Genomic DNA, 22,071 nt, shown 5'->3' with positions numbered 1-22,071 from the left:
GGGGGCCGGTGCGATCACGTGGCGAGGAGCAGGGTGCTGGCGGGCGTATCGCTACGGATAGGGTGACGCCATGGGGTGCTTCGGCTGCATGTTGACTCGCGCTGCCGCTTGACGGCGGTGTCACGGTTGTTCTGACGCGCCTGCCCTGAGGGCGGGTGTCGTGGCCGTCCCGCCGGATCGGTGTCCGTCCGGCAGCCTGTTGACGTGCTCGTGCGTGCTGCCGGTTCGTCGGGGACGATTTCGGGAAGCATGTGGTGTCTCACGATTCTGAGCTTCAGTCCGGCCTGCCTGAGAACGGGCGTCGGTCGCCCGTACCGCCGGAGTTGTTCTTGATGGTCGGCCTGCCGGGGGCGGGGAAGACCAGGCGCGCGCGGCGGTTGGCGGTCGCGCATCGCGCGTTGCGGTTGACTCCGGACGAGTGGATGATCGCGCTGTTCGGTGACCACGACGCCGGTGGGAAACGCGATGTGCTGGAGGGCCGGCTGATCGCCGTGGCGCTGCAGGCGCTGCGGGTGGGTACGAATGTGGTGCTCGATTTCGGGCTGTGGGGCCGTGACGAGCGGTCGGCGTTGCGGTGGCTGGCGGCGTCGGAGGGTGCGGCCTGCCAGGTGGTGTATCTGCCGGTCAGCCCGGAGGTGCAGCGGGCGCGGGTCGCGTATCGGCAGGCGACGGCGCCGGAGACCACGTTCCCGATGAGTGACGCCGACCTCGACGGGTGGCGGCGGTGGTTCCAGGAGCCGGATGCCGCCGAGTTGGATGCGGGGTCGGTGATTCCCGGGCCGCCGCCGGGCTGGGACGGCTGGCCGCAGTGGGTTGCCGGGCGGTGGCCGCAGACCTGATGCCGACGATCTGTTCCTCGACCGCGTGGAGCTGCCCGATCCTGGGCATGTCGAGGTTTGGGATCCGGTCGGGGCGGACAAGGCGGTGGCCGGACGGGTGCCGGCGACCTCGGTGTCCGCCGGCGCGGGACGCACGCTCGGGCGCTAACCCAGGGTGGGTCATGCGCCGGTCGCCCCGCTGGACGAGAATGAGCGTGCACGAAAGCATTTCGACTTGAAGGGACCTCTTCCTTGAGCGCTGGACTCGCAGCCCTGCTGGACGATATCGCGGTGCTGGCGCGTGCGGCGGCCGCATCCGTCGATGACGTGGGGGTCGCCGCCGCCAAGGCCGGGGCCAAGGCCGCCGGTGTGGTGATCGACGATGCCGCCGTCACCCCGCAGTATGTGCGCGGCCTGGCCGCCGAGCGGGAGATCCCGATCGTCAAGCGCATCGCCCTCGGGTCGTTGCGTAACAAGTTCCTGATCATCCTGCCGGTGATCCTGGTGCTCAGTCAGTTCCTGCCGGTGCTGCTGACGCCGTTGTTGATGATCGGTGGGGCGTATCTGTGTTACGAGGGTGCCGAGAAGATCTGGGAGCGGATCGCCCACTCCGACCACGGTGCCGGCGAGGAGGAGCGGACCGACGAGAAGACGCTGGTCGCGGGCGCGATCCGGACCGACCTGATCCTGTCGGCGGAGATCATGGTGATCTCGTTGAACGAGGTCGCCAGCGAGACCTTCTGGTCGCGGTTGATCATCCTGTCGATCGTTGCGGTGATCATGACGGTGCTGGTGTACGGGGCGGTCGGCCTGATCGTCAAGATGGACGACGTCGGCCTGCGCCTGGCTGAGAAGCCGGGCAAGGGTGTCGCCAAGTTCGGCCGTGGCCTGGTCAAGGCGATGCCCAAGGTGCTGACCGGGCTGAGCGTGATCGGCACGGCGGCGATGCTGTGGGTCGGCGGGCACATCCTGCTGGTCGGGGCGGACGAGTTGGGCTGGCACGGGCCCTACTCGATCGTTCATGACATGGAGGATGCCGTGCACGGCGCGACCGGGGCGCTCGGCGGTGTGTTCGGATGGTTCACCAACACGCTGGCCAGCGCGATCGTGGGTCTGGCGATCGGCGCGCTGATCGTGGCGTTCATGGCGCTGACGTTCCACCGCAAGTCGCACGGCAAAACCGAGGCTGACGGCAAGTCCGAGGCGCACGGCAAGACTGAAGCGCTCGGCGAGACCGAGGCCCAGGGCAAGGCCGAGGCGCACAGCGAGACCGGGAAGACGACCGAGCCGGTGCAGCAGGCCGACGCCGGCTCCCCGCCGTCGGTTGAGCCGGGGCAGACGAAGTAACGATGCCCGATGAGGGCCCGGCACCGACATCGGTGCCGGGCCCTCGTGTCATAGGTGGCGGGCGAAGAAGCGGACGGTGCTGTCGAGCTCGTGGTCGGGTAGACGATCGGAGTGCAGGCCCGGGTTGGCGTGCAGGGTCTTCTCCGGTGACGCGAACGTGTCGTACAGCGCCAGGCTCTGCTCCCGGGGGACCCGCTCGTCGTCCCACTGGATGAGGAACTCGACCGGCACGGTGATCCGGGCGGCGTCGCCGGCGTTGGCCAGGCCGCTGCCCAGGCCCAGCACGGCGGCGCGGACCCGCGGCTCGGCCGCCACGAACGGCACGCCGAGCCCGCAGCCCAGCGACACGCCCCAGTAGCCGACCGGGCCGGCGCCGACGTGATCGAGGGTCTGGACGGCGTCGAGCACCGCCCGCCATTCCGGGACGGTCTGTTCGGCGACCGTCGCCTGGAATGCGGTGAGCAGCGTGATCAGGTCCTCGCCGGCGTCGATGCGGGCCTGGTTGGCGGTGGCGGCGGCGTGGAAGTCGGGGTGGACCGGCCGGTCGCCGTGGCCGGGGACGTCGATGCTGACGACCGCCGCGCCGAGGTCGGCGACGAAACGGTGGGCCCGGTGCAGCACGGCGGGGGCGGTCTTGTGCTGGCCGCCGCCATGACCGATCAGGATCAGCGGGCGGGCGCCGGTGGCGCCCTGCGGCGTCCAGAGGGCGGCGGGGACGTCCGCGACGGAGAAGATCAGCTGTTGTACGCCGTCAGCCGACGACGTGGAGAGTGAGCGCACGAGTGATCGAGGCCTTTCGGAGATGCCTGGATGGCACTCCCCGGACCATGCGAGGCGGGGAGTCCCGATCGGTTGCAGCGTTGATCGGTCTCACCTCCTCGGGTCGTCGTGGCGCACGGCGTGAGCGAACCTATCAGATCGTCTGGACGGCGACGTCGTGTCCGCCGTAGGCCTCCGGCACGCGGGTGACGATGACGCCGTTGAGCATTTGCGCTTCGTGGAGCACCTGTGCGGCCATCAGTGGCCCGACCAGGGGTGCGAGCACCGTGGGCCGGCGTAGGCGGGGCGCGGCGAGACGGCCGATCTCGACGGCGACGTGCGGGCTCAGGTCGATGGTGAGCAGGCTGCGCACGCCGAGGATGCGGTCCCAGTGTGACTGGCGGGCGTTGAGCACGGCCTGGGCCTCGGCGATCGCCAGGGTCGGCACGATGACGAACCGGTCGCCGGCGTCGGCGTCGTCGAGCAGCCGCATCAGGCGGGGATGGCCGGAGAACAACTCGACCAGGGCGGACGCGTCGAGGATGCGCGGGCGGACCTGGATCACGCGGCGCGGTGCCGGCGGCGGGCCAGGACCGCCTCGACCTGGGCGTCGCCGTCGGTCAGCCACTGCTGGTAGGCGCGTTCCTCGGCATCGTCGAACGGTTGCGGCGCGGGCAGGCCCAACAGCGCCGCGAACTGGTGGCTGGGCGGGACGTCGGGGGTGTCGGCGTCGTCGGTCACGCCGGAATTCTAGCGGGCCCGGGTGGGATTCGCGGGTGACCACCGTGTCGGCCCGCCCGTGTATCGTGCCCAGCGTCGATATTCGGTTGTGTCTATGCCGGTGGGCTGGTCATGGGGGACGTTCTGATGCGCGCAGGGTCACGGAGACGGCTGGTCGGCGGGGTGGTGGCTGCCGTGTCGGTCGGTGCGGTGCTGTTCGAGGTTCCGGTCGCGGCGGTCGGTGGGACCGCGGTTGATCCGGCCGTTCATCCGTATCTGGCCAAGGTGGTCGTGGGCACGCCCGGGTCCGGGTTCGCCTGCACCGGTGCACTGGTGAACACCCGCTGGGTGATCACCGCCAAGTCGTGTTTCGAGGCCGGCGGGCAGGCGGTGGTCGACGGGGCGCCGAAGGTGGCGACCACGGTCACCGTCGCCGGCACGGCCCGTGGTGCGACGCGGGTGGTGCCGCACGCGAGCCGCGACGTGGTGCTGGTCAAGCTCGCCACCTCGGCGCTCGGTGTCACCCCGGTCAAGGTCGCGACGACGGCGCCGGTGGCCGGGGAGACGCTGTCGGTCATCGGGTACGGGCGGACCGCCACCACGTGGGTGCCGGAGCAGGCGCATCTGGGGACCTTCGTGGTGTCGGCGGTGGGTGCGGCGGTGACCAGCATCGCGCCGAGTACCGCCGGGCAGGCCGGGCCGTGCAAGGGTGACGCCGGCGGGCCAGGGCTGCGTGCCGTGGCCGGCGGGTTCGAGCTGGCAGCGATCACCGCCGAGGGTGGCCAGGGCGGCTGCCTGCGCGCGCCGGCCGACGCCACGGCCGGGGGTACGCAGACCCGGGTCGACGACATCGCCTCCTGGGTGGCGCAGACCGCGGCCGAGATCAAGCCGCGCGGTGACTTCAACAGTGACGGCAACCCGGACGTCGCGGCGATCAACCAGAACCAGAATCTGCTGCTGTTCCCGGGTGACGGCGCGGGCAAGCTGCCGTCGTATGCGGCGATGTGGCCCGGCAGCGGCGCGTGGACCGGCTACAAGGGCATCGCCACCGGCGACTTCAACAACGACGGCAAAGCCGACCTGGCCGGCATCAACCGGACCAACGACCTGCTGTTCTTCCCGGGCGACGGCGCGGGCAAGCTGCTGGGGTACACGGCGATGTGGCCCGGCACCGCGGCGTTCGCGAACTACAAGGCGATCACGGCCGGTGACTTCAACGGTGACGGCAACCTGGACCTGGCCGGGATCAACAACAACAACGACATGCTGTTCTTCCCCGGCAACGGTACGGGCAAGTTGAGCACCTACGCGGCGATGTGGCCGACCGGTGGGGCGTTCGTCAACTACAAGGCGATCACCTCGGGAGATTTCAACGGTGACGGCAGGTTCGACATCGCGGCGATCAACAACAACAACGACATGCTGCTGTTCCCCGGCAACGGGGCGGGCAAGCTGACGTCGTACGCGGCGATGTGGCCCACCGGTGGCGCGTTCGTCAACTACAAGGGCATCGCCGCCGGTGACTTCAACACCGATGGCAAGCTGGACATCGCGGCGATCAACAACAACAACGACATGCTGCTGTTCCCGGGCAACGGGGCGGGCAAGCTGACGTCGTACGCGGCGATGTGGCCCACCGGCGGCGCGTTCGCCGGCTACGGCGCGATCGGCTGAGCACCGCGGCTGCGCGGCGTCACGCCAGGTCGTCGACGCTGCGCAGCGCGGCCGTCAGCAGCACCGGATCGGGGGCGGCGGCCAGTACGTCGGCGACCGCGTCGGCGTACTTGATGGCGTGCGGGTCGCCGGTGGCCGCGGCCCGGTCGGCCAGGTCGACGACGGTGAGCCCGGGGCGCGGCGGCGGCAGCGGGCGCGCGTCGGCCGGGGTGTAGGCGGCGGTGATCGCCGCTGTCGCGGCCCAGGCGGCGGCGAGGCTCGCCGGCCACATCGATTCGGGCAGTACGGGTAGGACGCGCCGGACCGCGTTGGGTGCGGTGACGGCGTGCACCATCATCACCGGGCTGCCGTGGCCGTATTCGCCGTGGCGTCGGGCGGCCGCCGCGACCACGGCGAACAGCCGTGCCTGGGTGGTGGCGGCGCCCGCGTCGGGCACGGACGGCCAGCGGGGCAGGTCGGCGAGCTGGGCCAGCCGGTGCCGGATCCCGAACCGCTGGTCCGGTATCCGTGGCACCGCGTCGAGGGCGGCTCTCGGGTCGGCCGACGGGTAGGGGCCGGCACCGGCGGGGGCGAGCGGCTGCCAGCGGGCCGCCCAGTAGGCCAGTCCCTGACCGAGTTCGGTGACCCGCGCCGGTGTTTCGGCCGCCTGTAGCGCCCGGACGGCGTGGCCGACCCGGATGACGCCGTGGGTGGCGCCGGCGGCGATGCCCGGCAGTAGTCGCGGCCACCAGCGCAGCAGTACCTGCCGCCAGGGGTCGGCGCGTAGCTCGGTGTCGAACAGGTCGAGCCAGTCGCCGGTGCGGACGGGGTCGCCGAGCGGGTCGCGCCACTGGTCGGGGTGGATCCGGGCGATGCCGCGGGGTCGTTGTTCGAGGCGGCCGGCGTAGTCGTCGATCCATCGGTGCACCCGATCGCCGTGCCCGGTGTGCACGAGGGCTTCGACGGCCATCGGTGCGTGGTTGGACAGCCAGCCGTCGCGTTCCGGGCCGGTGTCGCGTAGCCGGTCGAGGGCTTCGTCGAGGATCGTCACGGTCATGGTGTCCAGCGTCGTCGTTCAACCTTGGTTGAGGTCAACCGGAAGTGCGGTGGCGACGTGCGCGACGGCGACGGGGTTTCATCGTCGGGTGCCGGCCGGGAGTTGGCCGAAGCCGGGCAGGACGCGTTGGGTGACGGCTCGGGTGGCGGCCAGTTGCGCCGCGGAGCGGCGGCGGCGTTCGGCGAGGACGGCGACCAGGAACAGCCATGGTGGGGTGCCGGGTGGTGGTGGCGGGGTGACCTTGGCTTTGGCTTCGGCGTGCAGGCTCTGGCCGAGGGCGGAGCGGTACGGTTCGGCGAAGTTGAACGAGCGGGCGGTGAACTGGCGGATCGCCTCGGCCAGGTCGTCGTCGACGGCGGACAGGTCGGCGTCGGCGGCCCAGGGCGCGAGCCCGGCGGGCATGCCGGGGACCAGGTTCCAGGGCACCGGGCGGCGTTCGTGGACGACCAGGGTGCCGGCGGCGAGGTCGCCGAGGCGGCGGCCGCGCTGGGAGGCGATCATGGTGGCCAGGCTTCCGGCCCAGGTGACCAGCGGCAGCAGCAGGCCGGGCCATTCGACGGCGAGGCCGATCAGGGCGCGGGTGAAGGCGTGCCGGGCGCGGATCGGGCCGCCGTCCTCACGGATGACGCGCAGTCCCATGACCTTCTTGCCGACGCTGCGGCCGTTGGTGAGCGTCTCGATCGCGGTGGGGTAGCCGACGGTGACGATGGCGACGCCGAGTAGGTAGGCGGTGTCGGGGCGGATCAGCTCGCCGTACCACTCGGGCAGTATGTCCAGGGCGATGAGGTACACCGCGGTGAGGAAGCCGAAGACGATCACCTGCATGAGGATGTCGACCATCAGGGCGATCGCGCGGGACCCGAGGCGGGCGGGGCGCACGTCGATCTCGACGGCTTCGGCGGTGGTGAGCACCCGGACAGTCAACACGATGGGCCCTCTAGGCTGCGAGGGTGGATCTCGATGCGTACGTGGCCGAGCACGGCGGTGAGTGGCGGCGACTGGAGGTGCTGGTCGGGCGGCGCCGGCTGAACACGGCGGAGATCGACGAGATGGTGCTGCTGTATCAGCGGGCCGCGACGCACCTGTCGATCGTGCGTAGCCGTACGCCGGACGCGGTGGTGCTGGCCGACCTGTCGCGGTTGGTGCTGGCCGGGCGGGCGGCGATCAACCGTAGTGAGCGGATGTCGTGGCGGCCGGTGGCGGCGTTCTTCGTCGTGGACCTGCCGGCGGCGTTGTACCGCACGCGTCGGTGGTGGCTGACGGTGATGGTGGTGATGGTCGCCGCGGCGTGGGCGCTGATCGCGCATGTGCAGCGGTATCCGGCGGTGCTGGAGGCCTGGTTCGGGGCGCATCCGGACGAGGCGCGGCTGGTGGAGCAGTTCGTCGGCTACTACAGCGAGTACCGGGCGGAGACGTTCTTCAGCGCGGTGTGGGTGAACAACGCGATGCTGGCCGCGCAGTGCCTGGCGTCGGGGGTGCTGATCCTGCCGGTGTTCTATCTGCTGGGCAGCAATCTGATCGGTATCGCGATGATGGGTGCGGCGATGTTCGACGCCGGGGCCGGTGACATCTATCTGACCTACATCGCCCCGCACGGTTTCCTGGAGCTGACGGCGATCTTCATCGGTGGTGGGGTGGGGTTGCGGATCGGCTGGTCGTGGATCGCGCCGGGTCCGTTGATGACGCGCCGGGAGTCGCTGGTGCGGTGGGCGCGCGAGGGCATGGTCGTCGCGGTGGGGCTGGTGGTCGTGTTGCTGGTGTCGGGTGTGCTGGAGGCGTATGTGACGCCGTCGGGGCTGCCGCCGGCGGTGCGCGTCGGTATCGGGGCGGTGCTGTGGCTGCTGTTTCTGGGCTATGCGCTGGTGTGGGGCCGGGTGGTTCAGAGCCGGCCGGAGGCTTTGAGCAGCAGGTAGACGTCGGCGACCTTGCCGGCGAAGGTGTCGGCGTCGGCGTCGACGACGGTCGCTCCGGAGTGGGCGAGCACGTCACGGACCCGGTCGCGTTCGGCCAGCACCCGCTGGGCGGCTGCGGCGCGGTGCACGTCGGCGGGGCCGGCGTTGTCGGGCAGGTCGGCCAGGCGACTGACCAGTGGGTCGCGGACGGCGGCGACGATCACCTTGTGCCGGGCCGTGAGCCGGGGCAGCAGCGGCAGCAGCCCGGCGATCATCGGGGCGGTGTCGAGCGCGGTGAAGATCACCAGGAGGGCGCGTTTGCGGTCGCGGCGCAGCATCTCCTGGCCGAGCAGGGTGAAGTCGGTTTCGGCGAGTTGCGGGTGCAGGGAGGCCATGGCGTCGATGAGGCGGGGCAGTTTGCGGTTGCCGCCGCCTTCGATGCGGGTGCGGACCTTCGCGTCGAGGGCGAGCAGGTCGACGCGGTCGTCGGCGCGGGTGGCCAGGACCGACAGCAGTAGGGCGGCGTCGATGGAGGCGTCCAGGCGGGGCGCGTCGCCGATCAGCACGGCCGAGGTCCGGCCGGTGTCGAGCACGCAGAACACGCGCCGGTCGCGTTCGGGGCGCCAGGTGCGGACGACCACGTCGGAGGCGCGGGCGCTGGCGCGCCAGTCGATCGAGCGGACGTCGTCGCCGATCACGTATTCGCGTAGCGCGTCGAACTCGGTGCCGTGGCCGCGGCCGCGGGTCACGACGCTGCCGTCGACCACGCGCAGGCGGGCCAGTTTCTCCGGCAGTACCCGCCGCGACGGGAAGCGGGGCAGCACCCGCAGTGTCCAGGCGGGGGTCTGCCGCTCGTCGAAGGCGCGGCGCCGCTGCCGGTAGGCCAGTCCGAGCGGGCCGGCCGAGCGCAGGGTGACGCGTACGGCGGGCCGGTCGCCGTGCCGGGTCGGGGTGAGGGTGGTGGTGAACGGGTGTTCGCTGCCCGGGGGCAGGGTGGCGGTGTGGAGCAGTGGCCCGGCCCCGGCTGACGGCACCCAGCTGTCGCGCAGGTGCAGGCGTACCGTGCGGGGGCCGGTGTTGGCGACGGTGAGCACGACCCGGGCGTCGGTGCCGAGCCACACGGTGCGGTCGCCGTCGCGGTGCAGCCGCAGCCCGGTCAGCGGTCCGGCGATCGCCGCGTCGGCCAGGGCCAGCAGCGTGGTCACGGTGACGACGGCGGCCAGGGCGTACCAGGGTTGCGGGGTCAGGGCGGTGAACGGCAGCCCGAGCGCCAGCAGCACCGCGAACCGGTGGGTGAGCATCAGCGGGGTGCGGGCACGGCGGCCAGGACCGTGGCGAGGACACCTTCGACGGTGGCGCCGTCGAGCTCGGCGTCGGCGCGCAGCCGGATCCGGTGCCGCAGGGTGGGCACGGTGAACGCCTTGACGTCGTCGGGCAGTACGTAGTCGCGTCCGTGCAGCCACGCGTTGGCTTTCGACACGGCGAGCAGGGCGGTCGCGCCGCGGGGGGAGGCGCCCAGTTCGAGGGCGGGGGCGCTGCGGGTGGCCCGGCACAGGTCGACGATGTAGGCCAGTACCGGTTCGGCGACGGCGACGCGTTGCACGGCGTGGCGTCCGGCCATCAGGTCGGCGGGCCCGGCGACGGCGGTGACGCCGGCGGACTTGAGGTCGCGGGGGTCGAAGCCGTGGTGGTGGGCGCGCAGGATGCCGAGCTCCTCCTCGCGCTGGGGCAGCGGGACGGACAGTTTCAGCAGGAACCGGTCGAGTTGGGCTTCGGGCAGCGGGTAGGTGCCCTCGTACTCGATCGGGTTCTGGGTGGCGGCGACCAGGAACGGCTGCGGCAGGGGGCGGGGGCTGCCGTCGATGGTGACCTGGCGTTCCTCCATGGCTTCCAGCAGGGCGGCCTGGGTTTTCGGTGGGGTCCGGTTGATCTCGTCGGCGAGCAGCAGGTTGGTGAACACCGGTCCGGCGCGGAAGTTGAACGCGGCGCTGTGCGCGTCGTAGATCAGGGAGCCGGTGACGTCGCCGGGCATCAGGTCGGGGGTGAACTGGACGCGTTTGGTGTCGAGGTCCAGTGCTGCCGACAGGGCGCGGACGAGCAGGGTCTTGGCGACGCCGGGGACGCCTTCGAGCAGCACGTGCCCGCCGCAGAGCAACGCGACGAGCACCCCGCCGACGACCGCGTCCTGGCCGACGACGGCTTTGCCGACCTCGGTGCGCAGCCGGCCCAGAGCTTCGCGGGCCTGGTGGGAATCGGTTGTCACGACTGCTCTCCTTCAACGGGCGGTGGGGTGGTCACGTCGCGGACCAGGCGTTGCAGCAGGGTGGCGGATTCGACCAGGTCGGCGTTGCTGCCCGGGGCGTCGCCGTCGAGGATGTCGCGAACGTAGCGGACCGGTAGGCCGGCGTGGGTGGCGATCTGCTCACTGTCGGCGTCCGGGGGCAGGCCGAGGTGGGTGGTGAGTCGGCGGCGGGCGTGGGCGCGAAGGATGCTCAGGGATGCTTCGCGGGCGCGGGCGCGCTGGTAGAGGCGGGCGTGGCCGAGCATGGTCTCGTTGGCGGGGACCTTCGACGGCAGCGGTTCGGCGACCGGTGTGCCCAGCCGGCGGGCCGCGGCGGCGGCCAGGGCGAGCAGGATCAGCGCGAGCAGGATGAGGGTGGCCAGCAGGGCCGGTGGCAGGCTGCGGACCAGCGGGTCGTCGGGCAGGCCGCCGGACTGCTGCCGGTCGTCGCCGCCGCCGGGTCCGCCGGGTCCACCGCCGCCCGGTCCGCCGGGTGCGCCGCCGCCGGGTTCGCCCTGCCCTTCGGTTGCCGGCCGGCCGCTGCCGCCGGGTGTGGGGGTGCGTGCCGGCGGGTCGTCGGTGTAGCCCGGCGGTGGCGGCGTCGTGGTGCGGGTGGCGGTGGGTGACGGTGACGGGCGGTCGCGTTCGTGGACGTCGATCCAGACGACCCGGTCGTGGCGGGCGAGCAGGCCGACGGCGAGGGCGGCGTTGCCGTGTTCGCTGATCCGGTCGTCGCGGAACGGGTCGGGGGAGCCGACGAGGGTGACGGTGTGGGTGCCGGCGGGGAAGGTCGCGACGGCGCCGCCGTAGCAGAGGCTGCCGCGGGTGACGGCGTACTCGCTCTTGCGCACGGCGGCCGGGCCGGCGTCGACGGCGATCGGGTCGGCGCAGGCCGGGTCGGTGGTCGTGGTGGTCCAGTGGGTGGCGGCGACCTCGGCGGGCCAGCCGCTGCGGCGCAGCGCCGCGGCGGACGGGTCGACGGCGACGACGTCGCTGCCGGCGGGCAGGGTCCGCAGGCGGGGCAGGTCGGCCAGGTCGGGGGTGGCGACGAAGACGGTGACCCGGTCGCCGCCGATGGCCTCGACGGCGGCGGCGGTGCTGGTGACGCGGTCGACGGTGATGCCGCGGGCGCGCAGCCGTTGGGCCAGGGTGCCGCCGCTGATGCCGTCGGTCTGTTGCGGGGTCAGGTAGTCGGGGTCGTCGTCGTCGGGTTGCTCGATGGCGTGGACGATCAGGGTGCCGGTGATCAGGGCGGTGAGGACGGCGAACGGGATCACGGCGCGCAGCCGGCGTCTCATCGGTCGCCTCCGAGTCCGTTGCGGACCTCGGCGGTCAGGTGGCGCATCCGTTCGTCCTCGGGTGGGCCGGCGGGGCGGTGGCCGTACCAGACTTCGGAGAACAGGCCGGTGGCGCCGGACAGGGCGGGCCCGACGGCGGGGCGGCCGGCGCCGGCTTCGGTGGTCAGTTCGGCGGCGGTGGTGCCGGGGTCGGGGTCGATCAGGCCGGCGCGGGTGAGGTCGGTGACGGTGTCGCGCAGGCGTTCGCGGATGGCTTCGGCGTAGCGGCCTTCGGCGGCGAGCCGGTCGGCGAGCGAGCCCACCGGCGCCGCGGCAGGGGTGGTGTCGGTTTTCTTGGCGGGTGTGGTGGCGGGGCGTGACGGGGTGCTCTTCTCGCGTCTCGGTTTGCGGCGGCGGCGCCAGGTCGGCAGCGAGAAGCGGGGCAGGCGGCGGGGGATCCAGGCCGGATACCAGTACCAGAGGGCGGCGGTCAGGGCGGTGACGGCCAGCAGCAGGAGCAGCAGCACCGGCGGCGACACGATCTCGAAGATCCGGCCGACCAGTTCGTCGTAGGCTCTCATCAGCGCACCACCAGCGCGTGTGCCGGGTCGGTGCCGAGGCTGCGGGCCCGGTTGACGCTGATGTCGAGGCCTTCGGTGCGGATTCTGATCTCCAGCAGCAGCACGGCGTCGAGGCAGGCCAGGGCGGCGTAGGCGACCGCGTTGGCCAGTGCCCAGCTGACCGGGACGGCCCAGGTGACCCACCAGGCGCCGCCGGTGACCGGGGCGATCATGTCGGCGGTGACGATCCAGCCGGTGCCCAGGGCGAGCCGGATGGCCAGCCACACCAGGTAGCCGAGCAGCCGCAGGAACACCCCGCGCATCCCGGTGCGGGTGGCGCGGCCCACGGCGCGGCCCATGGCGGTGAACGGGTTGGCGGTCCGGTCGACGGTCAGCACCGCGGTCGCCATGCCGGCCAGACCGTAGACGAAGATCACGCCGATGAATCCGGCGACCGCCGCCCCGAAGGTGAGCGCGGCCAGGGTCAGGGCGAGCAGCAGCGCCGGCAGCGGCCGGGCGCGTCGCAGCAGTTGCCGGCCGCTGAGTGGGCGGCCGAGCAGGGCCGGGCCGGCGGCGGCGCCCGCGCAGGCGCCGAGGACGGCGATGATGAACGCCTCGCCGGCCAGTCCGGCGGCCACGGCCGGCACCCAGTCGATCTGCTCGGACTTGATGCGCCAGAAGTGGAAGACCAGCCCGCCGGCGCTGGAGAAGGTGCGCACCTTCGCCAGCAGCAGCTGCTCGAGCGCGGACAGGGCCAGTGACAGGGTGAGCAGCGGTGCGGCGTGCCGGCGTAACAGCGCCACCGCCGCGTCCAGGATCTCTCCCGCGGTCATCGCCCGCAGCGGGATGATCCCCGTTTCCCCGTCCACCCGCATGGCGGGCATCCTAGGTGAACCACGCGCGGGTCCCGGCGTCCGGTCTGGCATGGTTGCCGGCATGCGACTCTCGATCTGGCCCAGTGCCGCCCAGCCGTACGCCGACATCCTGCAGACGGCCGCGCACGCGGCCGGGACCGGCTGGGACGGGGTGTGGATCGCCGATCACTTCATGGCCAACGAGCCGGTCGGTGCGCCGGTGGATCTGCCGGTGCTGGAGGCGGGCTCGCTGGTCGCGGCGTTGGGTGCGGCGGTGCCGCGGGTGCGGGTGGGCACGCTGGTCTACGGCAACACCTACCGGCATCCGGCGGTGGTGGCCAACATGGCCGCGACCGTCGACCACATCACCGGCGGCCGGTTCGTCCTCGGGGTCGGCGCGGGCTGGCAGGTCAACGAGCACGCCCAGTACGGTATCGATCTTCCGCCGGTCACGGTGCTGCTGGACCGGTTCGTGGAGGCGCTGCAGGTGCTGCGGGGGTTGTTGCGTACGCCGGTGACCACGTTCCACGGCGAGCACTACCGGCTCACCGACGCGACCTGCGACCCGAAGCCGGTGCAGGACCCGCTGCCGATCCTGATCGGTGCCAAGGGCGAGAAGCGGATGTTGAAGGTGGTCGCCGAGTATGCCGACGAGTGGAACGCGTGGGGCCTGCCGGAGCTGATCGCGCACAAGTCGCGGGTCCTCGACGGGCACTGCGCGACGGTCGGCCGGGACCGGTCGGCGGTCAAGCGCACGGCGCAGGCGCTGGTCGTGGTGGACGGTCCGCTGCCGGCCGATCTTGCGGCGCCGGTCTACGGCGGGTCGCCCGCGGCGATTGCGGCGGCCGTCGAGGGTTACCGTGAGCTGGGCCTCGACGAGTTGATCATCCCGGATGGGCTGTTGGGCACGGGCGCGGAGAAACTCAAGGCCCTCGACACGATTCTGCAGATCGTCAAAGCCTGAGGGGTACGGCCCACGCCGGGCCGGCGTGGCTGTCCCCGCGAGGCAGGCGGTGCGTCACGGCCCCAACGCGACCGCCGGGGCGGCGGGCGGTGCGTGCCGATCAGATCCCGAACGCGGTCGCCCAGCGGATCGTTCCGGCGGGGACCGGCTGTCGCGGGTCGAGGGCGAGCGCCATCAGGGCGTCGTCGGGCACGTCGATCGGGGCCTGGATCCCGAACCCGCCGGCGCGGCTGAATCCGAACCGCGGGTAGTAGGCGGCGTGCCCGAGCACGACGACCAGGTTCTCCTGTCGGCGGTCGCGGGCGGCGCCGAGCACGGCCCGGATGGCGGCGCTGCCGGCGCCGGTGCGCTGGGCCGCGGGCAGCACGGCGCAGGGGGCCAGGGCGAGGGCCGGCGCTGCGCCGATGTGGCAGCGGGTGAGCAGTGCGTGCCCGGTCACCGTGCCGTGGGCGTCGACGGCCAGCATGGAGAGTCCGTCGATCCAGGCTTGGGTGTCGGTGCGCAGCGCGTCGACGAGGTGGGCTTCGGCGGCGGTGGGGAATGCTGCCGTGACGACGGCGTGGACGGCCGGGAGGTCCGCGGCTGTTTCGGGGCGGGTGGTCCAGGTCGTCATGGATGTCCGTTTCGCGAGCCGAAGGGGCCTGACGCTAACACGGGGGGGTGTCGCCTGCCGCGGGACGTGCCGGTGGGGATCCGGGCGAGTCGGTGGCGGACCGCGTCGCCCCGGCGGTCGCGTCTGGTCCCGTGACGGACCGCCTGCCTCGCGGGGATCGTCACGGGACCAGGCGTGGCCGTACCCCCTGGAAGGTCTCAGAACCGGAACCGCGACACCAGGGCCTTGAGCTCGCCGGTGACCTGCCCGAGTTCTCCGGCGGCGCGTTCGGACTGGTGGACCAGGTCGGTGGTGGTGCGGGCGACCGACGCGACGGCGCCGATGTTGGCGGCGATGGCGCTGGAGCCGCTGGCGGCCTCGCCGACGCTGCGGTTGATCTCCTGGGTGGTGGCGGTCTGTTCCTCCACGGCCGAGGCGATGGTCATCTGATAGTTGTTGATCTGTTCGATGACCTCGGCGACCTCGCTGATGGCCTGGATCGCGCCGGCGGTGTCGGCCTGGATGGTCTGCACGCGCCGGGCGATGTCCTCGGTGGCGCGGGCGGTCTCCTGGGCGAGGTCCTTGACCTCTCCGGCGACGACGGCGAAGCCTTTGCCCATCTCACCGGCGCGGGCGGCTTCGATGGTGGCGTTGAGGGCGAGCAGGTTGGTCTGCTCGGCGATACTGGTGATCGTCTTGACGACGTCGCCGATCTCGCGGCTGGAGTCGCCGAGGCGCGACACGCTGGTGGTGGTGGTCTGGACGGCGGCGACGGCCCGGGACGCGACGGTGGCGGCCTCGGCGGCGCTGGTGGAGATCTCCCGGATGGAGGCGCCCATCTGCTCGCTGCCGGCGGCGACGGTGTGCACGTTGCGCGACACCTCGTCGGCGGAGGCGGCGACCACGTCGGCCTGGGTGGAGGACTGCTTGGCGCCGTCGGCGAGCTGGGCGGACAGCCGGCCCATCCGCTCACTGGCGGCGGTGAGGGTGTCGGCGCCGGCGGCGATGCCGCTCATGGCGGTGCTGATGGAGCTCAGGGCGGCGTTCATCGAGGTGCTCATCTGTCCGACCTCGTCGTGCGACTGCACGTCGAGGCGCCGGGTGAGGTCGCCGTCGGCGACGGCGGCGAGCACGTCGACGGCTTCGCCCAGCGGCCGGGTGATGCTGCGGGTGACCCACCAGGCGATGGCGGCGGCGATCGCGACGGCGGCGGCCAGCAGCACGATCATCAGGATCTTGAAGTTGTCGGCGATGTCGCGGGCGGTGGCGGTCTCGGCCTGGTTCATCTGCTCTTCGAGGTCGATGAGCACGTTGATGGCGGCCAGCCATTTGGTGAACAGGGGCTTGGCGTCGCCGAGCAGGGTGATGGCCTGGGCCGTCTTGCCGGCTTCGCGCAGGGCGGTGACCTCGTCGACCATCGGGTTGGTCTGCGCCTGGATGTCGTTGATGCCGTCGAAGGCGGCCTTCTCCTTGTCGCTGACCAGGCTGTCGTCACCGAAGATCTTGATCATCTTGGTCTCGGACTCGGTGTATTTGGCGGCGAGCTCGGCGATGTCGTTCTTGGCGTCGAGGACGCCCTGGGGTGTGGTGGCGTAGACCAGGTCGCGCAGGGAGATGGCACGGTCGTGGACGCTGCCGCGGAAGTTGATGGCGTAGCGCTGTACGACGGCGTTCTGGTCGTTGATGACGGTGAGCTCGTTGTTGATCCGGTTCACCTGGACGACGCCGGTCACCACCAGCGCGACCATGGCCAGCACGACGACGAGGAACCCGGCCCCGAGCCGCCTTCCGATGGTCAAGTTGTTCATACCTCTCTTTCGGCACGTTCGGCGCTGGACCTTAACCGTCCCCATGCTCTACGGTTCATTAGTGAAGTAATGAACCAGAGGAGTGGGGGATGTTCGATGACCGGAGCCCGATCTACCGGCAGATCGCCGATCAGATCAAGGACGACGTGCTGCGCGGGGTGCTCGGCGCCGACGCCCAGGTGATGTCGACCAATCAGTACGCCGCCTACTACCGCATCAACCCGGCCACCGCGGCCAAGGCCTTCCAGCAGCTCGTCGACGAGGGCGTCATCTACAAGCGCCGTGGTGTCGGCATGTTCGTGCACGCCGGCGCGCGGGAGCAGATCCGCCGCGACCGGCGCGAGCGGTTCTTCACCGACGTGCTCGAGCCGATGGCCGCCGAGGCCCGCGCCCTGGGCATCCCGGTCGCCGACGTGGTGGCCCGCCTGCAGCAGCTCATCCCGGGAGACAACCGATGATCACCACCAGTGCCCTGCAGGTCCGGTACGGCGACGTCACGGCTCTGCATCCCCTCGATCTGGATCTGCCGGCCGGGCGGATCTACGGTCTGCTGGGCCGCAACGGCGCCGGCAAGACCACTCTGCTGTCCACGCTGGCCGGTCTGCGTAAGCCGTCGGCCGGTGCCGTCACCGTCGACGGCACGCCGGTGTTCGACAACGCGCGGGCCACCACCCGGATCTGCCTGATCCGCGACGACGGCGGCCCGGGCGACGGCACCGACACGGTGCGCGACATCCTGGCGATGGTGGCGATCCTGCGGCCCGGGTTCGACACCGCGTACGCCGCGTCGCTGATGGACCGGTTCGCCCTGCCCCGTAAACGCACGCTGCGTGCCCTGTCGCGGGGTCAGCGCTCGGCGTTCGGGATCGTGGTGGGCCTGGCGTCGCGGGCCGATCTGACCATGTTCGACGAGGCGCACCTGGGCATGGACGCGCCGAGCCGGCAGTTGTTCCACGACGAGCTGCTGGCCGACTACGCGCGCCATCCGCGCACGGTGATCCTGTCGACGCATCTGATCGAGGAGCAGAGCCCGCTGTTCGAGGAGGTTCTGATCCTGCACGAGGGCCGGCTGCTGCTGCGCGCCGACGTCGACGAGTTGCGGTCGCAGGGCGTCGCGGTGACCGGCCCGGCGCGGGTGGTCGACGATTTCGTGTCCGGGCTGACCGTGCTGGGCGAGCGGGAGCTGGGCCCGACCAAGCAGGTCACCGTGTTCGGCCGTCTCGACGAGCAGCAGCGGGCGCTGGCGCGCCGTCACGAGCTGCAGGTGGGCCCGGTGGCGTTGCAGGACCTGTTCATCCACCTGACCGGAGGTGCCGCGTGAGCCGCTGGCCGATCCTGCGTTACCTGGTGTCGCAGCACCTGGTGTTCCTGACGATGTTCGTGGCCGGTGGCTGTCTGCTGGCCGCGGTGGTGACACCGGTGTTCCTGGTGTTCACGCCGATCACGTTGTCGGCGGTGGACATCGGTGCTCAGGTGCTGTTCTGGCTGGCCGTGGGCTACGGCTACAGTGCGGCGGGGCTGCTGGCCACGGTGGTGTCGCACGGGCGTACGCGTCGGGAGTTCGCGGTGCAGTATCCGGTGTTCCTGCTGGTGACCTCGGCAGTGCTGGCGGCGTTGATCACCGGGGCGTATGCGGCCGAGGCGGTGGTGTACCGGTTGGCCGGGTGGACGCGTCATCTGCAGGATCAGCGGGTCTTCGAGGCCGGCGACTACCCGCAGATCTTCGTGGCGTACCTGTGCATGCTGGTGTTCTGTCTGATCACCGGCGCGTTCGTGGGGACGGCGTTCTACCGCTGGGAGGGTGCCGGGGTGGCGGCGCTGCTGCCGGCGGCGGCCGTGCTCGGTTTCGGCGGCGCGTCGACCGGGTTCTTCAGTCTGCCGTTCGCGCGGTTCGCCGCACCCGGCCCGCCGGTGATGGCGGTGGTGACGGTGACGGCGCTGGTCGTGGGGTGGGCGCTGCTGTGGCTCAGCGTCCGTGACGTGTCTTTGCGTACTAGGGTTCCGGCATGATCGGACGTCTGCTCGTCACCGGTGCGACAGGGTCGCTGGGCCGCCGGGTGGTGGCCCGGGCGGCCGCGGCCGGCTGGCAGGCGGTGGGCACCTACCTGTCGGCGCCGGCGGCCACGGCCACGGTGCGCCTGGACATCCGCGACCCGGCCGACGTGCGGCGGGTGATCACGCAGGTGGCGCCGGATGCGATCGTGCACGCGGCGGCCGGCCGCGATCGTGGCGACTGGCCGGCCACGGCGGACGGGGCGGCGCACGTGGCGGTCGCGGCGGCCGGGATCCGTCTGGTGCACGTGTCCAGTGACGCGGTGTTCTCCGGGCGGCTGGGGGAGTACGACGAGGACGCGCTGCCCGATCCGGTGTATGCCTACGGAGCGGCCAAGGCGGCGGCCGAGACCGCGGTGCGGGCGGTCGACCCGGCGGCGGCGGTCGTGCGTACCTCGCTGATCATGGGTGACGGGCGCGGCGCGCACGAGGTCCTGACCCACGACCTGATCGCCGGCCGGGTGCGCGGTGCGCTGTTCACCGACGAGGTCCGCAAGCCGGTGCACGTCGACGACCTGGCCGACGCGCTGCTGGAGCTGGCGGCCGGTGACTACGCCGGGGTGCTCAACGTGGCCGGCGCCGACGCGATCAGCCGCTACGAGCTGGGGGTGCTGGTGGCCCGCCGCGACGGCCTGGATCCTGCGGCGATCCCGGCGGCGAGCCTCGCACAGTCGGGCCTGAGCCGGCCGCCGGACCTGCGGCTGGTGACCACGCGGGCACGCGAGCTGCTGGCGACGCGGCTGCGTGGGGCCACGGAATTCGTTCGCCCCGGGTGAGGTGGGCGCCGATACTGGCGCGATGAGCACGAGCCGTACGATCCGCGTCACCGTTCGCGGGGCCTTCGACAACCTGTCCGACGCGCAGAAGGCGCAGCTGATGGCCGCCGGTGGCGACCACGCCGACATCCTGGCGGTGCAGTACACCGAGGACGGGCACCTGACCTACGACCTGGCGGCGCGGCCGTTCTTCACCTTCCGCTTCGGCGAGCAGGTCGACGACGAGCGGGAGGTGGCGAAGGTGACGGCACGCTGCGAGGCCAAGGCCGCGGCGTGGATGACCGCGCGGGGGTACGGGTTCAAGCGCATCACCTCGCAGACGGTGGACCTGTCGGAGGTCCCGATGGGCAAAGCCGGCCGCAAGCGTCAACTCTGAGTTGACGATCGTCATGTCGTCAACCTAGAGTTGACGGCATGACTTCGGTACGTCTCGACGACCTCATCCACGCCGTCACCGCCGGCCACCCCGACAGCCCCCTCGACCGCGTCGGCGGCGCGGTCGCGCTCGCCGAGCACCTCGGTGAGCTCTCCGACCACCTGGTCGGCCACTTCGTCGACCAGGCCCGCCGCTCCGGCGCCTCGTGGACCGACATCGGCCGCAGCATGGGCGTCAGCAAACAGGCCGCCCAGAAACGGTTCGTCCCCGGCGCCAAAGACGACGTCTCGCAGGGCTTCAGCCGCTACTCCGACGCCGCCCGCGCCGCCGTGGTCGCCTCGATGGCACACGCCGCCCGCCTGCGCCACCCCGAGATCACCCCCGGCCACCTGGTGCTGGGCCTGCTCGATCAGGCCGACAGCCTGGCCGTGCGGGCGGTGCAGGCTCAGGGCCGCACGCTCGATCAGGTCCGCACGGCGGTCACCGCGACACCGGGCGACACCGAGCCCGCGCCGCTGATCCCGTTCGACGCCCGCGCCCGCAAAGCCCTGGAGCTCTCCTTCCGCGAGGCGCTGCGCCTGGGCCACGAGCGGGTCGGCACCGGCCACGTGCTGCTGGCCCTGCTGCAGGAACAGCAGCCGGCCACCGCGCCGCTCGACCTGGACCCGGCCGCCGTCGAGCAGACCGTGCTGAGCGGCCCCCAGGAGTAGGCCCCCTCACCGCCGCACTTGAGGAAAATCTCCCGGTGCAACCAAGCGGCAACCGAGAGTGCCCATCGGTTGCACCCGTAGCCGCGAAAAGTTCCCCCTGCCAGCCGGTCAGCCGACACAGGGGGAATCGAAATGACCGCTACCGTCCAGCCTCGGGCCGCCAGCCCCATCGTTGTCGACCGGGCTCAGGAGGAGCTCATCCGCGACAACATGGCGCTGGTCGGTCACATGGTCCGCGAGATGCTGTTCAAGGTGCCGCCGCACGTGCACCGCGACGACCTCGCGTCGGCCGGCTACGCCGCCCTCGTGACGGCCGCCCAAGCCTACGATCCGCAGCGCGGCATCCCGTTCGGCCGGTTCGCGGCCGTCCGGGTCCGCGGCGCCCTGCTCGATGAGCTGCGCAGCATGGACTGGGCCAGCCGCTCGGTGCGGGCCCGTGCCCGGCGCGCCGACGTGGCCCGCGAGGAGCTGACCCGCCGCCTGGGCCGCACCCCGACCCCGGAGGAGCTGGCCGAGCTGCTCGGTGTCGCCGTCGGTGAGCTGTCCAGCGTCGACGACGACGTGCAGCGGGCCGCCGTGCTGTCGCTGCAGGGGTTCGCGGCCGGCACCGCCGACGACATGGTCACCGAGAACTCCATGAACCCCGAGGAGATGCTGCTGCACCGCGAGCGCCTGGGCTACCTGCACGACGCGGTCGGGGTGCTGCCCGAGCGGCTGCGCTACGTGGTGGAGGCGTCGTTCCTGCAGGAGCGGCCGCTGTCGGAGGTCGCCACCTCGCTGGGCGTCACCGAGTCACGGGTGTCGCAGCTGCGTACCGAGGCGCTGGCACTGCTGCGCGATGGCCTCAACACCCACATGGAGCAGAAGAAGTCACCGACCGCCAAGGACGGCTGCGTGGCCCGCCGCCGGGCGGCCTATGCCGCACAGATCGCCGCACGCTCCACGATGAGCACCCGCCTGTCGGTCACCGATGTGCACGGGCAGCGCCTCGCCGCTGCCGCCTGACGGACGGGGCCGCCGCAGAGGCGGCCCCGCCGGGCTTCTCAGGCTTTGGAGGTACGCAGGTAGACGTCCTCCAGTCCGTCCTCCGGATCCCACTGCTCACCGATCTTGCGGAACCCGAACCCGGCGATCACCTTCCTGCTGCCGATGTTGTCCGGCCTGATGCTCGCGCGCACGGCGGTGACCCGCGCGTCGGCGTCGGCACGGGCCAGCAGCGCGGCCAGCATCGCCGTGGCATAGCCGCGCAGCCGGTACTCCGGCGCCACCGTGTACGCGACCTCGACCACCCCGTCGGCGTCCGGTGGCCCGTGGAAGCCCCCGTGGCCGACGACCACGCCCTCGGGTTCGGCTATCACCGCCCTCGCGATCCAGTCGGCGGCCTGCGGGTTGCGGCGGATGTCGTCGAGCCGGATCTCCCACAGCCAGTTCTCCTCGATGAGAAACGGGCTCAGCGGATGCCCCGCGGCAGCGCTCGCGGCGTCGAGGTCTCCGGCGAGCAGCGCGGCCAGGGCGGTGGGGGAGAGCTTCAGGAAGCGGATGGACGCCATGGCCGCATGATCACACAACGTGGTG

25 protein-coding genes are annotated in these 22,071 nt (G+C 71.9%); 12 read left to right on the top strand and 13 right to left on the bottom strand.

Translation table 11 applies throughout. From position 1 onward, the window contains the following. The first annotated feature begins 332 nt into the window (after positions 1 to 332). A complete protein-coding gene (locus ACQPZW_RS23445) occupies positions 333 to 839 on the top strand; it encodes an AAA family ATPase (RefSeq protein ID WP_433797604.1) in 507 nt (168 codons plus the stop codon). Between the two features lie 231 nt (positions 840 to 1,070). Then, complete coding sequence (locus ACQPZW_RS23440; RefSeq protein WP_433797073.1) at positions 1,071 to 2,165, top strand: DUF808 domain-containing protein; 1,095 nt, start codon at positions 1,071 to 1,073, stop codon at positions 2,163 to 2,165. A 48-nt stretch (positions 2,166 to 2,213) separates the two neighbouring features. Here ACQPZW_RS23440 and ACQPZW_RS23435 read toward each other — a convergent pair whose 3' ends face one another. From ACQPZW_RS23435 to ACQPZW_RS23425, 3 genes are all read right to left on the bottom strand, one after another. After that, positions 2,214 to 2,945, bottom strand: a complete 732-nt coding sequence (locus ACQPZW_RS23435; protein WP_433797072.1) for an alpha/beta hydrolase family protein — start codon at positions 2,943 to 2,945, stop codon at positions 2,214 to 2,216. A 133-nt stretch (positions 2,946 to 3,078) separates the two neighbouring features. Next, positions 3,079 to 3,489, bottom strand: coding sequence for a hypothetical protein (locus tag ACQPZW_RS23430; RefSeq protein WP_433797071.1), 411 nt, complete (start codon positions 3,487 to 3,489; stop codon positions 3,079 to 3,081). Further along, on the bottom strand, positions 3,486 to 3,665 hold the full coding sequence (locus tag ACQPZW_RS23425; RefSeq protein ID WP_433797070.1) for a hypothetical protein: 180 nt from the start codon (positions 3,663 to 3,665) through the stop codon (positions 3,486 to 3,488). Before ACQPZW_RS23425 ends, ACQPZW_RS23430 begins: the two co-directional genes overlap by 4 nt. Before the next feature lie 126 nt (positions 3,666 to 3,791). Between ACQPZW_RS23425 and ACQPZW_RS23420 the strand changes: the two genes are divergently transcribed. Continuing rightward, a complete protein-coding gene (locus ACQPZW_RS23420; RefSeq protein ID WP_433797069.1) occupies positions 3,792 to 5,318 on the top strand; it encodes an FG-GAP-like repeat-containing protein in 1,527 nt (508 codons plus the stop codon). Between the two features lie 19 nt (positions 5,319 to 5,337). On the opposite strand, the gene ACQPZW_RS23415 is transcribed toward ACQPZW_RS23420, so the two are convergent. Continuing rightward, the gene (locus ACQPZW_RS23415; protein WP_433797603.1) at positions 5,338 to 6,348 is read right to left on the bottom strand and encodes a questin oxidase family protein; all 1,011 of its coding nucleotides are present in this window, start codon (positions 6,346 to 6,348) and stop codon (positions 5,338 to 5,340) included. A gap of 84 nt (positions 6,349 to 6,432) precedes the next feature. Beyond that, positions 6,433 to 7,281, bottom strand: a complete 849-nt coding sequence (locus tag ACQPZW_RS23410) for an RDD family protein (RefSeq protein ID WP_433797068.1) — start codon at positions 7,279 to 7,281, stop codon at positions 6,433 to 6,435. Positions 7,282 to 7,304: 23 nt separating this feature from the next. Here ACQPZW_RS23410 and ACQPZW_RS23405 point away from each other — a divergent pair, with 23 nt between their 5' ends. Further along, on the top strand, positions 7,305 to 8,267 hold the full coding sequence (locus ACQPZW_RS23405) for a stage II sporulation protein M (RefSeq protein ID WP_433797067.1): 963 nt from the start codon (positions 7,305 to 7,307) through the stop codon (positions 8,265 to 8,267). Here the strand turns inward: ACQPZW_RS23405 and ACQPZW_RS23400 are convergent. From ACQPZW_RS23400 to ACQPZW_RS23380, 5 genes are read right to left on the bottom strand one after another with little or no spacing between them, the layout of a single operon-like run. Beyond that, positions 8,234 to 9,547, bottom strand: coding sequence for a DUF58 domain-containing protein (locus tag ACQPZW_RS23400; protein WP_433797066.1), 1,314 nt, complete (start codon positions 9,545 to 9,547; stop codon positions 8,234 to 8,236). The two genes, ACQPZW_RS23405 and ACQPZW_RS23400, sit on opposite strands and share 34 nt — an antisense overlap. Then, a complete protein-coding gene (locus tag ACQPZW_RS23395) occupies positions 9,547 to 10,509 on the bottom strand; it encodes an AAA family ATPase (RefSeq protein ID WP_433797065.1) in 963 nt (320 codons plus the stop codon). The genes ACQPZW_RS23400 and ACQPZW_RS23395 overlap by 1 nt, the downstream gene beginning before the upstream one ends. Continuing rightward, on the bottom strand, positions 10,506 to 11,825 hold the full coding sequence (locus tag ACQPZW_RS23390) for a DUF4350 domain-containing protein (RefSeq protein WP_433797064.1): 1,320 nt from the start codon (positions 11,823 to 11,825) through the stop codon (positions 10,506 to 10,508). The genes ACQPZW_RS23395 and ACQPZW_RS23390 overlap by 4 nt, the downstream gene beginning before the upstream one ends. Then, positions 11,822 to 12,385 (bottom strand): DUF4129 domain-containing protein, encoded by a 564-nt coding sequence (locus ACQPZW_RS23385; protein ID WP_433797063.1) that lies wholly within the window; start codon positions 12,383 to 12,385, stop codon positions 11,822 to 11,824. Before ACQPZW_RS23385 ends, ACQPZW_RS23390 begins: the two co-directional genes overlap by 4 nt. Further along, positions 12,385 to 13,239 (bottom strand): hypothetical protein, encoded by an 855-nt coding sequence (locus tag ACQPZW_RS23380; RefSeq protein ID WP_433797062.1) that lies wholly within the window; start codon positions 13,237 to 13,239, stop codon positions 12,385 to 12,387. Before ACQPZW_RS23380 ends, ACQPZW_RS23385 begins: the two co-directional genes overlap by 1 nt. A 61-nt stretch (positions 13,240 to 13,300) precedes the next feature. Here ACQPZW_RS23380 and ACQPZW_RS23375 point away from each other — a divergent pair, with 61 nt between their 5' ends. Beyond that, on the top strand, positions 13,301 to 14,182 hold the full coding sequence (locus ACQPZW_RS23375) for an LLM class flavin-dependent oxidoreductase (protein WP_433797061.1): 882 nt from the start codon (positions 13,301 to 13,303) through the stop codon (positions 14,180 to 14,182). Positions 14,183 to 14,282: 100 nt separating this feature from the next. On the opposite strand, the gene ACQPZW_RS23370 is transcribed toward ACQPZW_RS23375, so the two are convergent. Together ACQPZW_RS23370 and ACQPZW_RS23365 are read right to left on the bottom strand one after the other, a co-directional pair. Further along, positions 14,283 to 14,795: a GNAT family N-acetyltransferase gene (locus tag ACQPZW_RS23370; protein WP_433797060.1), complete on the bottom strand. Its 513-nt coding sequence runs from the start codon at positions 14,793 to 14,795 to the stop codon at positions 14,283 to 14,285. 197 nt (positions 14,796 to 14,992) lie between these two features. Continuing rightward, positions 14,993 to 16,582 carry a methyl-accepting chemotaxis protein gene (locus ACQPZW_RS23365; protein WP_433797059.1) on the bottom strand — a complete coding sequence of 530 codons (1,590 nt, stop codon included), beginning with the start codon at positions 16,580 to 16,582 and terminating at the stop codon, positions 14,993 to 14,995. 89 nt (positions 16,583 to 16,671) lie between these two features. Here ACQPZW_RS23365 and ACQPZW_RS23360 point away from each other — a divergent pair, with 89 nt between their 5' ends. From ACQPZW_RS23360 to ACQPZW_RS23330, 7 genes are all read left to right on the top strand, one after another. Next, the gene (locus ACQPZW_RS23360) at positions 16,672 to 17,040 is read left to right on the top strand and encodes a GntR family transcriptional regulator (RefSeq protein ID WP_433797058.1); all 369 of its coding nucleotides are present in this window, start codon (positions 16,672 to 16,674) and stop codon (positions 17,038 to 17,040) included. Continuing rightward, the gene (locus tag ACQPZW_RS23355; protein WP_433797057.1) at positions 17,037 to 17,903 is read left to right on the top strand and encodes an ATP-binding cassette domain-containing protein; all 867 of its coding nucleotides are present in this window, start codon (positions 17,037 to 17,039) and stop codon (positions 17,901 to 17,903) included. Before ACQPZW_RS23360 ends, ACQPZW_RS23355 begins: the two co-directional genes overlap by 4 nt. Next, positions 17,900 to 18,592, top strand: a complete 693-nt coding sequence (locus ACQPZW_RS23350) for a hypothetical protein (RefSeq protein WP_433797056.1) — start codon at positions 17,900 to 17,902, stop codon at positions 18,590 to 18,592. The genes ACQPZW_RS23355 and ACQPZW_RS23350 overlap by 4 nt, the downstream gene beginning before the upstream one ends. Then, positions 18,589 to 19,410: a sugar nucleotide-binding protein gene (locus ACQPZW_RS23345; protein ID WP_433797055.1), complete on the top strand. Its 822-nt coding sequence runs from the start codon at positions 18,589 to 18,591 to the stop codon at positions 19,408 to 19,410. Before ACQPZW_RS23350 ends, ACQPZW_RS23345 begins: the two co-directional genes overlap by 4 nt. A gap of 22 nt (positions 19,411 to 19,432) precedes the next feature. Beyond that, positions 19,433 to 19,786: a DUF6204 family protein gene (locus ACQPZW_RS23340; protein ID WP_433797054.1), complete on the top strand. Its 354-nt coding sequence runs from the start codon at positions 19,433 to 19,435 to the stop codon at positions 19,784 to 19,786. A gap of 38 nt (positions 19,787 to 19,824) precedes the next feature. Beyond that, on the top strand, positions 19,825 to 20,496 hold the full coding sequence (locus ACQPZW_RS23335; RefSeq protein ID WP_433797053.1) for a Clp protease N-terminal domain-containing protein: 672 nt from the start codon (positions 19,825 to 19,827) through the stop codon (positions 20,494 to 20,496). A gap of 132 nt (positions 20,497 to 20,628) precedes the next feature. After that, the gene (locus tag ACQPZW_RS23330; protein WP_433797052.1) at positions 20,629 to 21,501 is read left to right on the top strand and encodes a sigma-70 family RNA polymerase sigma factor; all 873 of its coding nucleotides are present in this window, start codon (positions 20,629 to 20,631) and stop codon (positions 21,499 to 21,501) included. A gap of 38 nt (positions 21,502 to 21,539) precedes the next feature. Here ACQPZW_RS23330 and ACQPZW_RS23325 read toward each other — a convergent pair whose 3' ends face one another. Beyond that, positions 21,540 to 22,046, bottom strand: coding sequence for a GNAT family N-acetyltransferase (locus ACQPZW_RS23325; RefSeq protein ID WP_433797051.1), 507 nt, complete (start codon positions 22,044 to 22,046; stop codon positions 21,540 to 21,542). Positions 22,047 to 22,071: the final 25 nt, after the last annotated feature.

It is taken from the genome of Actinoplanes sp. CA-252034 (assembly GCF_050956125.1).
Taxonomy (GTDB): Bacteria; Actinomycetota; Actinomycetes; order Mycobacteriales; family Micromonosporaceae; genus Actinoplanes.
This window is presented reverse-complemented; position numbering and strand designations above follow the sequence as displayed.

What these genes read in the sequence shown, in the direction of transcription:
- ACQPZW_RS23345 (WP_433797055.1), top strand. Translation starts at nt 18,589, where the DNA reads ATGATCGGACGTCTGCTCGTCACCGGTGCGACAGGGTCGCTGGGCCGC.
- ACQPZW_RS23325 (WP_433797051.1), bottom strand. Translation starts at nt 22,046, where the DNA reads ATGGCGTCCATCCGCTTCCTGAAGCTCTCCCCCACCGCCCTGGCCGCG.
- ACQPZW_RS23340 (WP_433797054.1), top strand. Translation starts at nt 19,433, where the DNA reads ATGAGCACGAGCCGTACGATCCGCGTCACCGTTCGCGGGGCCTTCGAC.
- ACQPZW_RS23385 (WP_433797063.1), bottom strand. Translation starts at nt 12,385, where the DNA reads ATGAGAGCCTACGACGAACTGGTCGGCCGGATCTTCGAGATCGTGTCG.
- ACQPZW_RS23365 (WP_433797059.1), bottom strand. Translation starts at nt 16,582, where the DNA reads ATGAACAACTTGACCATCGGAAGGCGGCTCGGGGCCGGGTTCCTCGTC.
- ACQPZW_RS23380 (WP_433797062.1), bottom strand. Translation starts at nt 13,239, where the DNA reads ATGCGGGTGGACGGGGAAACGGGGATCATCCCGCTGCGGGCGATGACC.
- ACQPZW_RS23375 (WP_433797061.1), top strand. Translation starts at nt 13,301, where the DNA reads ATGCGACTCTCGATCTGGCCCAGTGCCGCCCAGCCGTACGCCGACATC.
- ACQPZW_RS23335 (WP_433797053.1), top strand. Translation starts at nt 19,825, where the DNA reads ATGACTTCGGTACGTCTCGACGACCTCATCCACGCCGTCACCGCCGGC.
- ACQPZW_RS23445 (WP_433797604.1), top strand. Translation starts at nt 333, where the DNA reads ATGGTCGGCCTGCCGGGGGCGGGGAAGACCAGGCGCGCGCGGCGGTTG.
- ACQPZW_RS23420 (WP_433797069.1), top strand. Translation starts at nt 3,792, where the DNA reads ATGCGCGCAGGGTCACGGAGACGGCTGGTCGGCGGGGTGGTGGCTGCC.
- ACQPZW_RS23370 (WP_433797060.1), bottom strand. Translation starts at nt 14,795, where the DNA reads ATGACGACCTGGACCACCCGCCCCGAAACAGCCGCGGACCTCCCGGCC.
- ACQPZW_RS23355 (WP_433797057.1), top strand. Translation starts at nt 17,037, where the DNA reads ATGATCACCACCAGTGCCCTGCAGGTCCGGTACGGCGACGTCACGGCT.
- ACQPZW_RS23330 (WP_433797052.1), top strand. Translation starts at nt 20,629, where the DNA reads ATGACCGCTACCGTCCAGCCTCGGGCCGCCAGCCCCATCGTTGTCGAC.
- ACQPZW_RS23400 (WP_433797066.1), bottom strand. Translation starts at nt 9,547, where the DNA reads ATGCTCACCCACCGGTTCGCGGTGCTGCTGGCGCTCGGGCTGCCGTTC.
- ACQPZW_RS23360 (WP_433797058.1), top strand. Translation starts at nt 16,672, where the DNA reads ATGTTCGATGACCGGAGCCCGATCTACCGGCAGATCGCCGATCAGATC.
- ACQPZW_RS23390 (WP_433797064.1), bottom strand. Translation starts at nt 11,825, where the DNA reads ATGAGACGCCGGCTGCGCGCCGTGATCCCGTTCGCCGTCCTCACCGCC.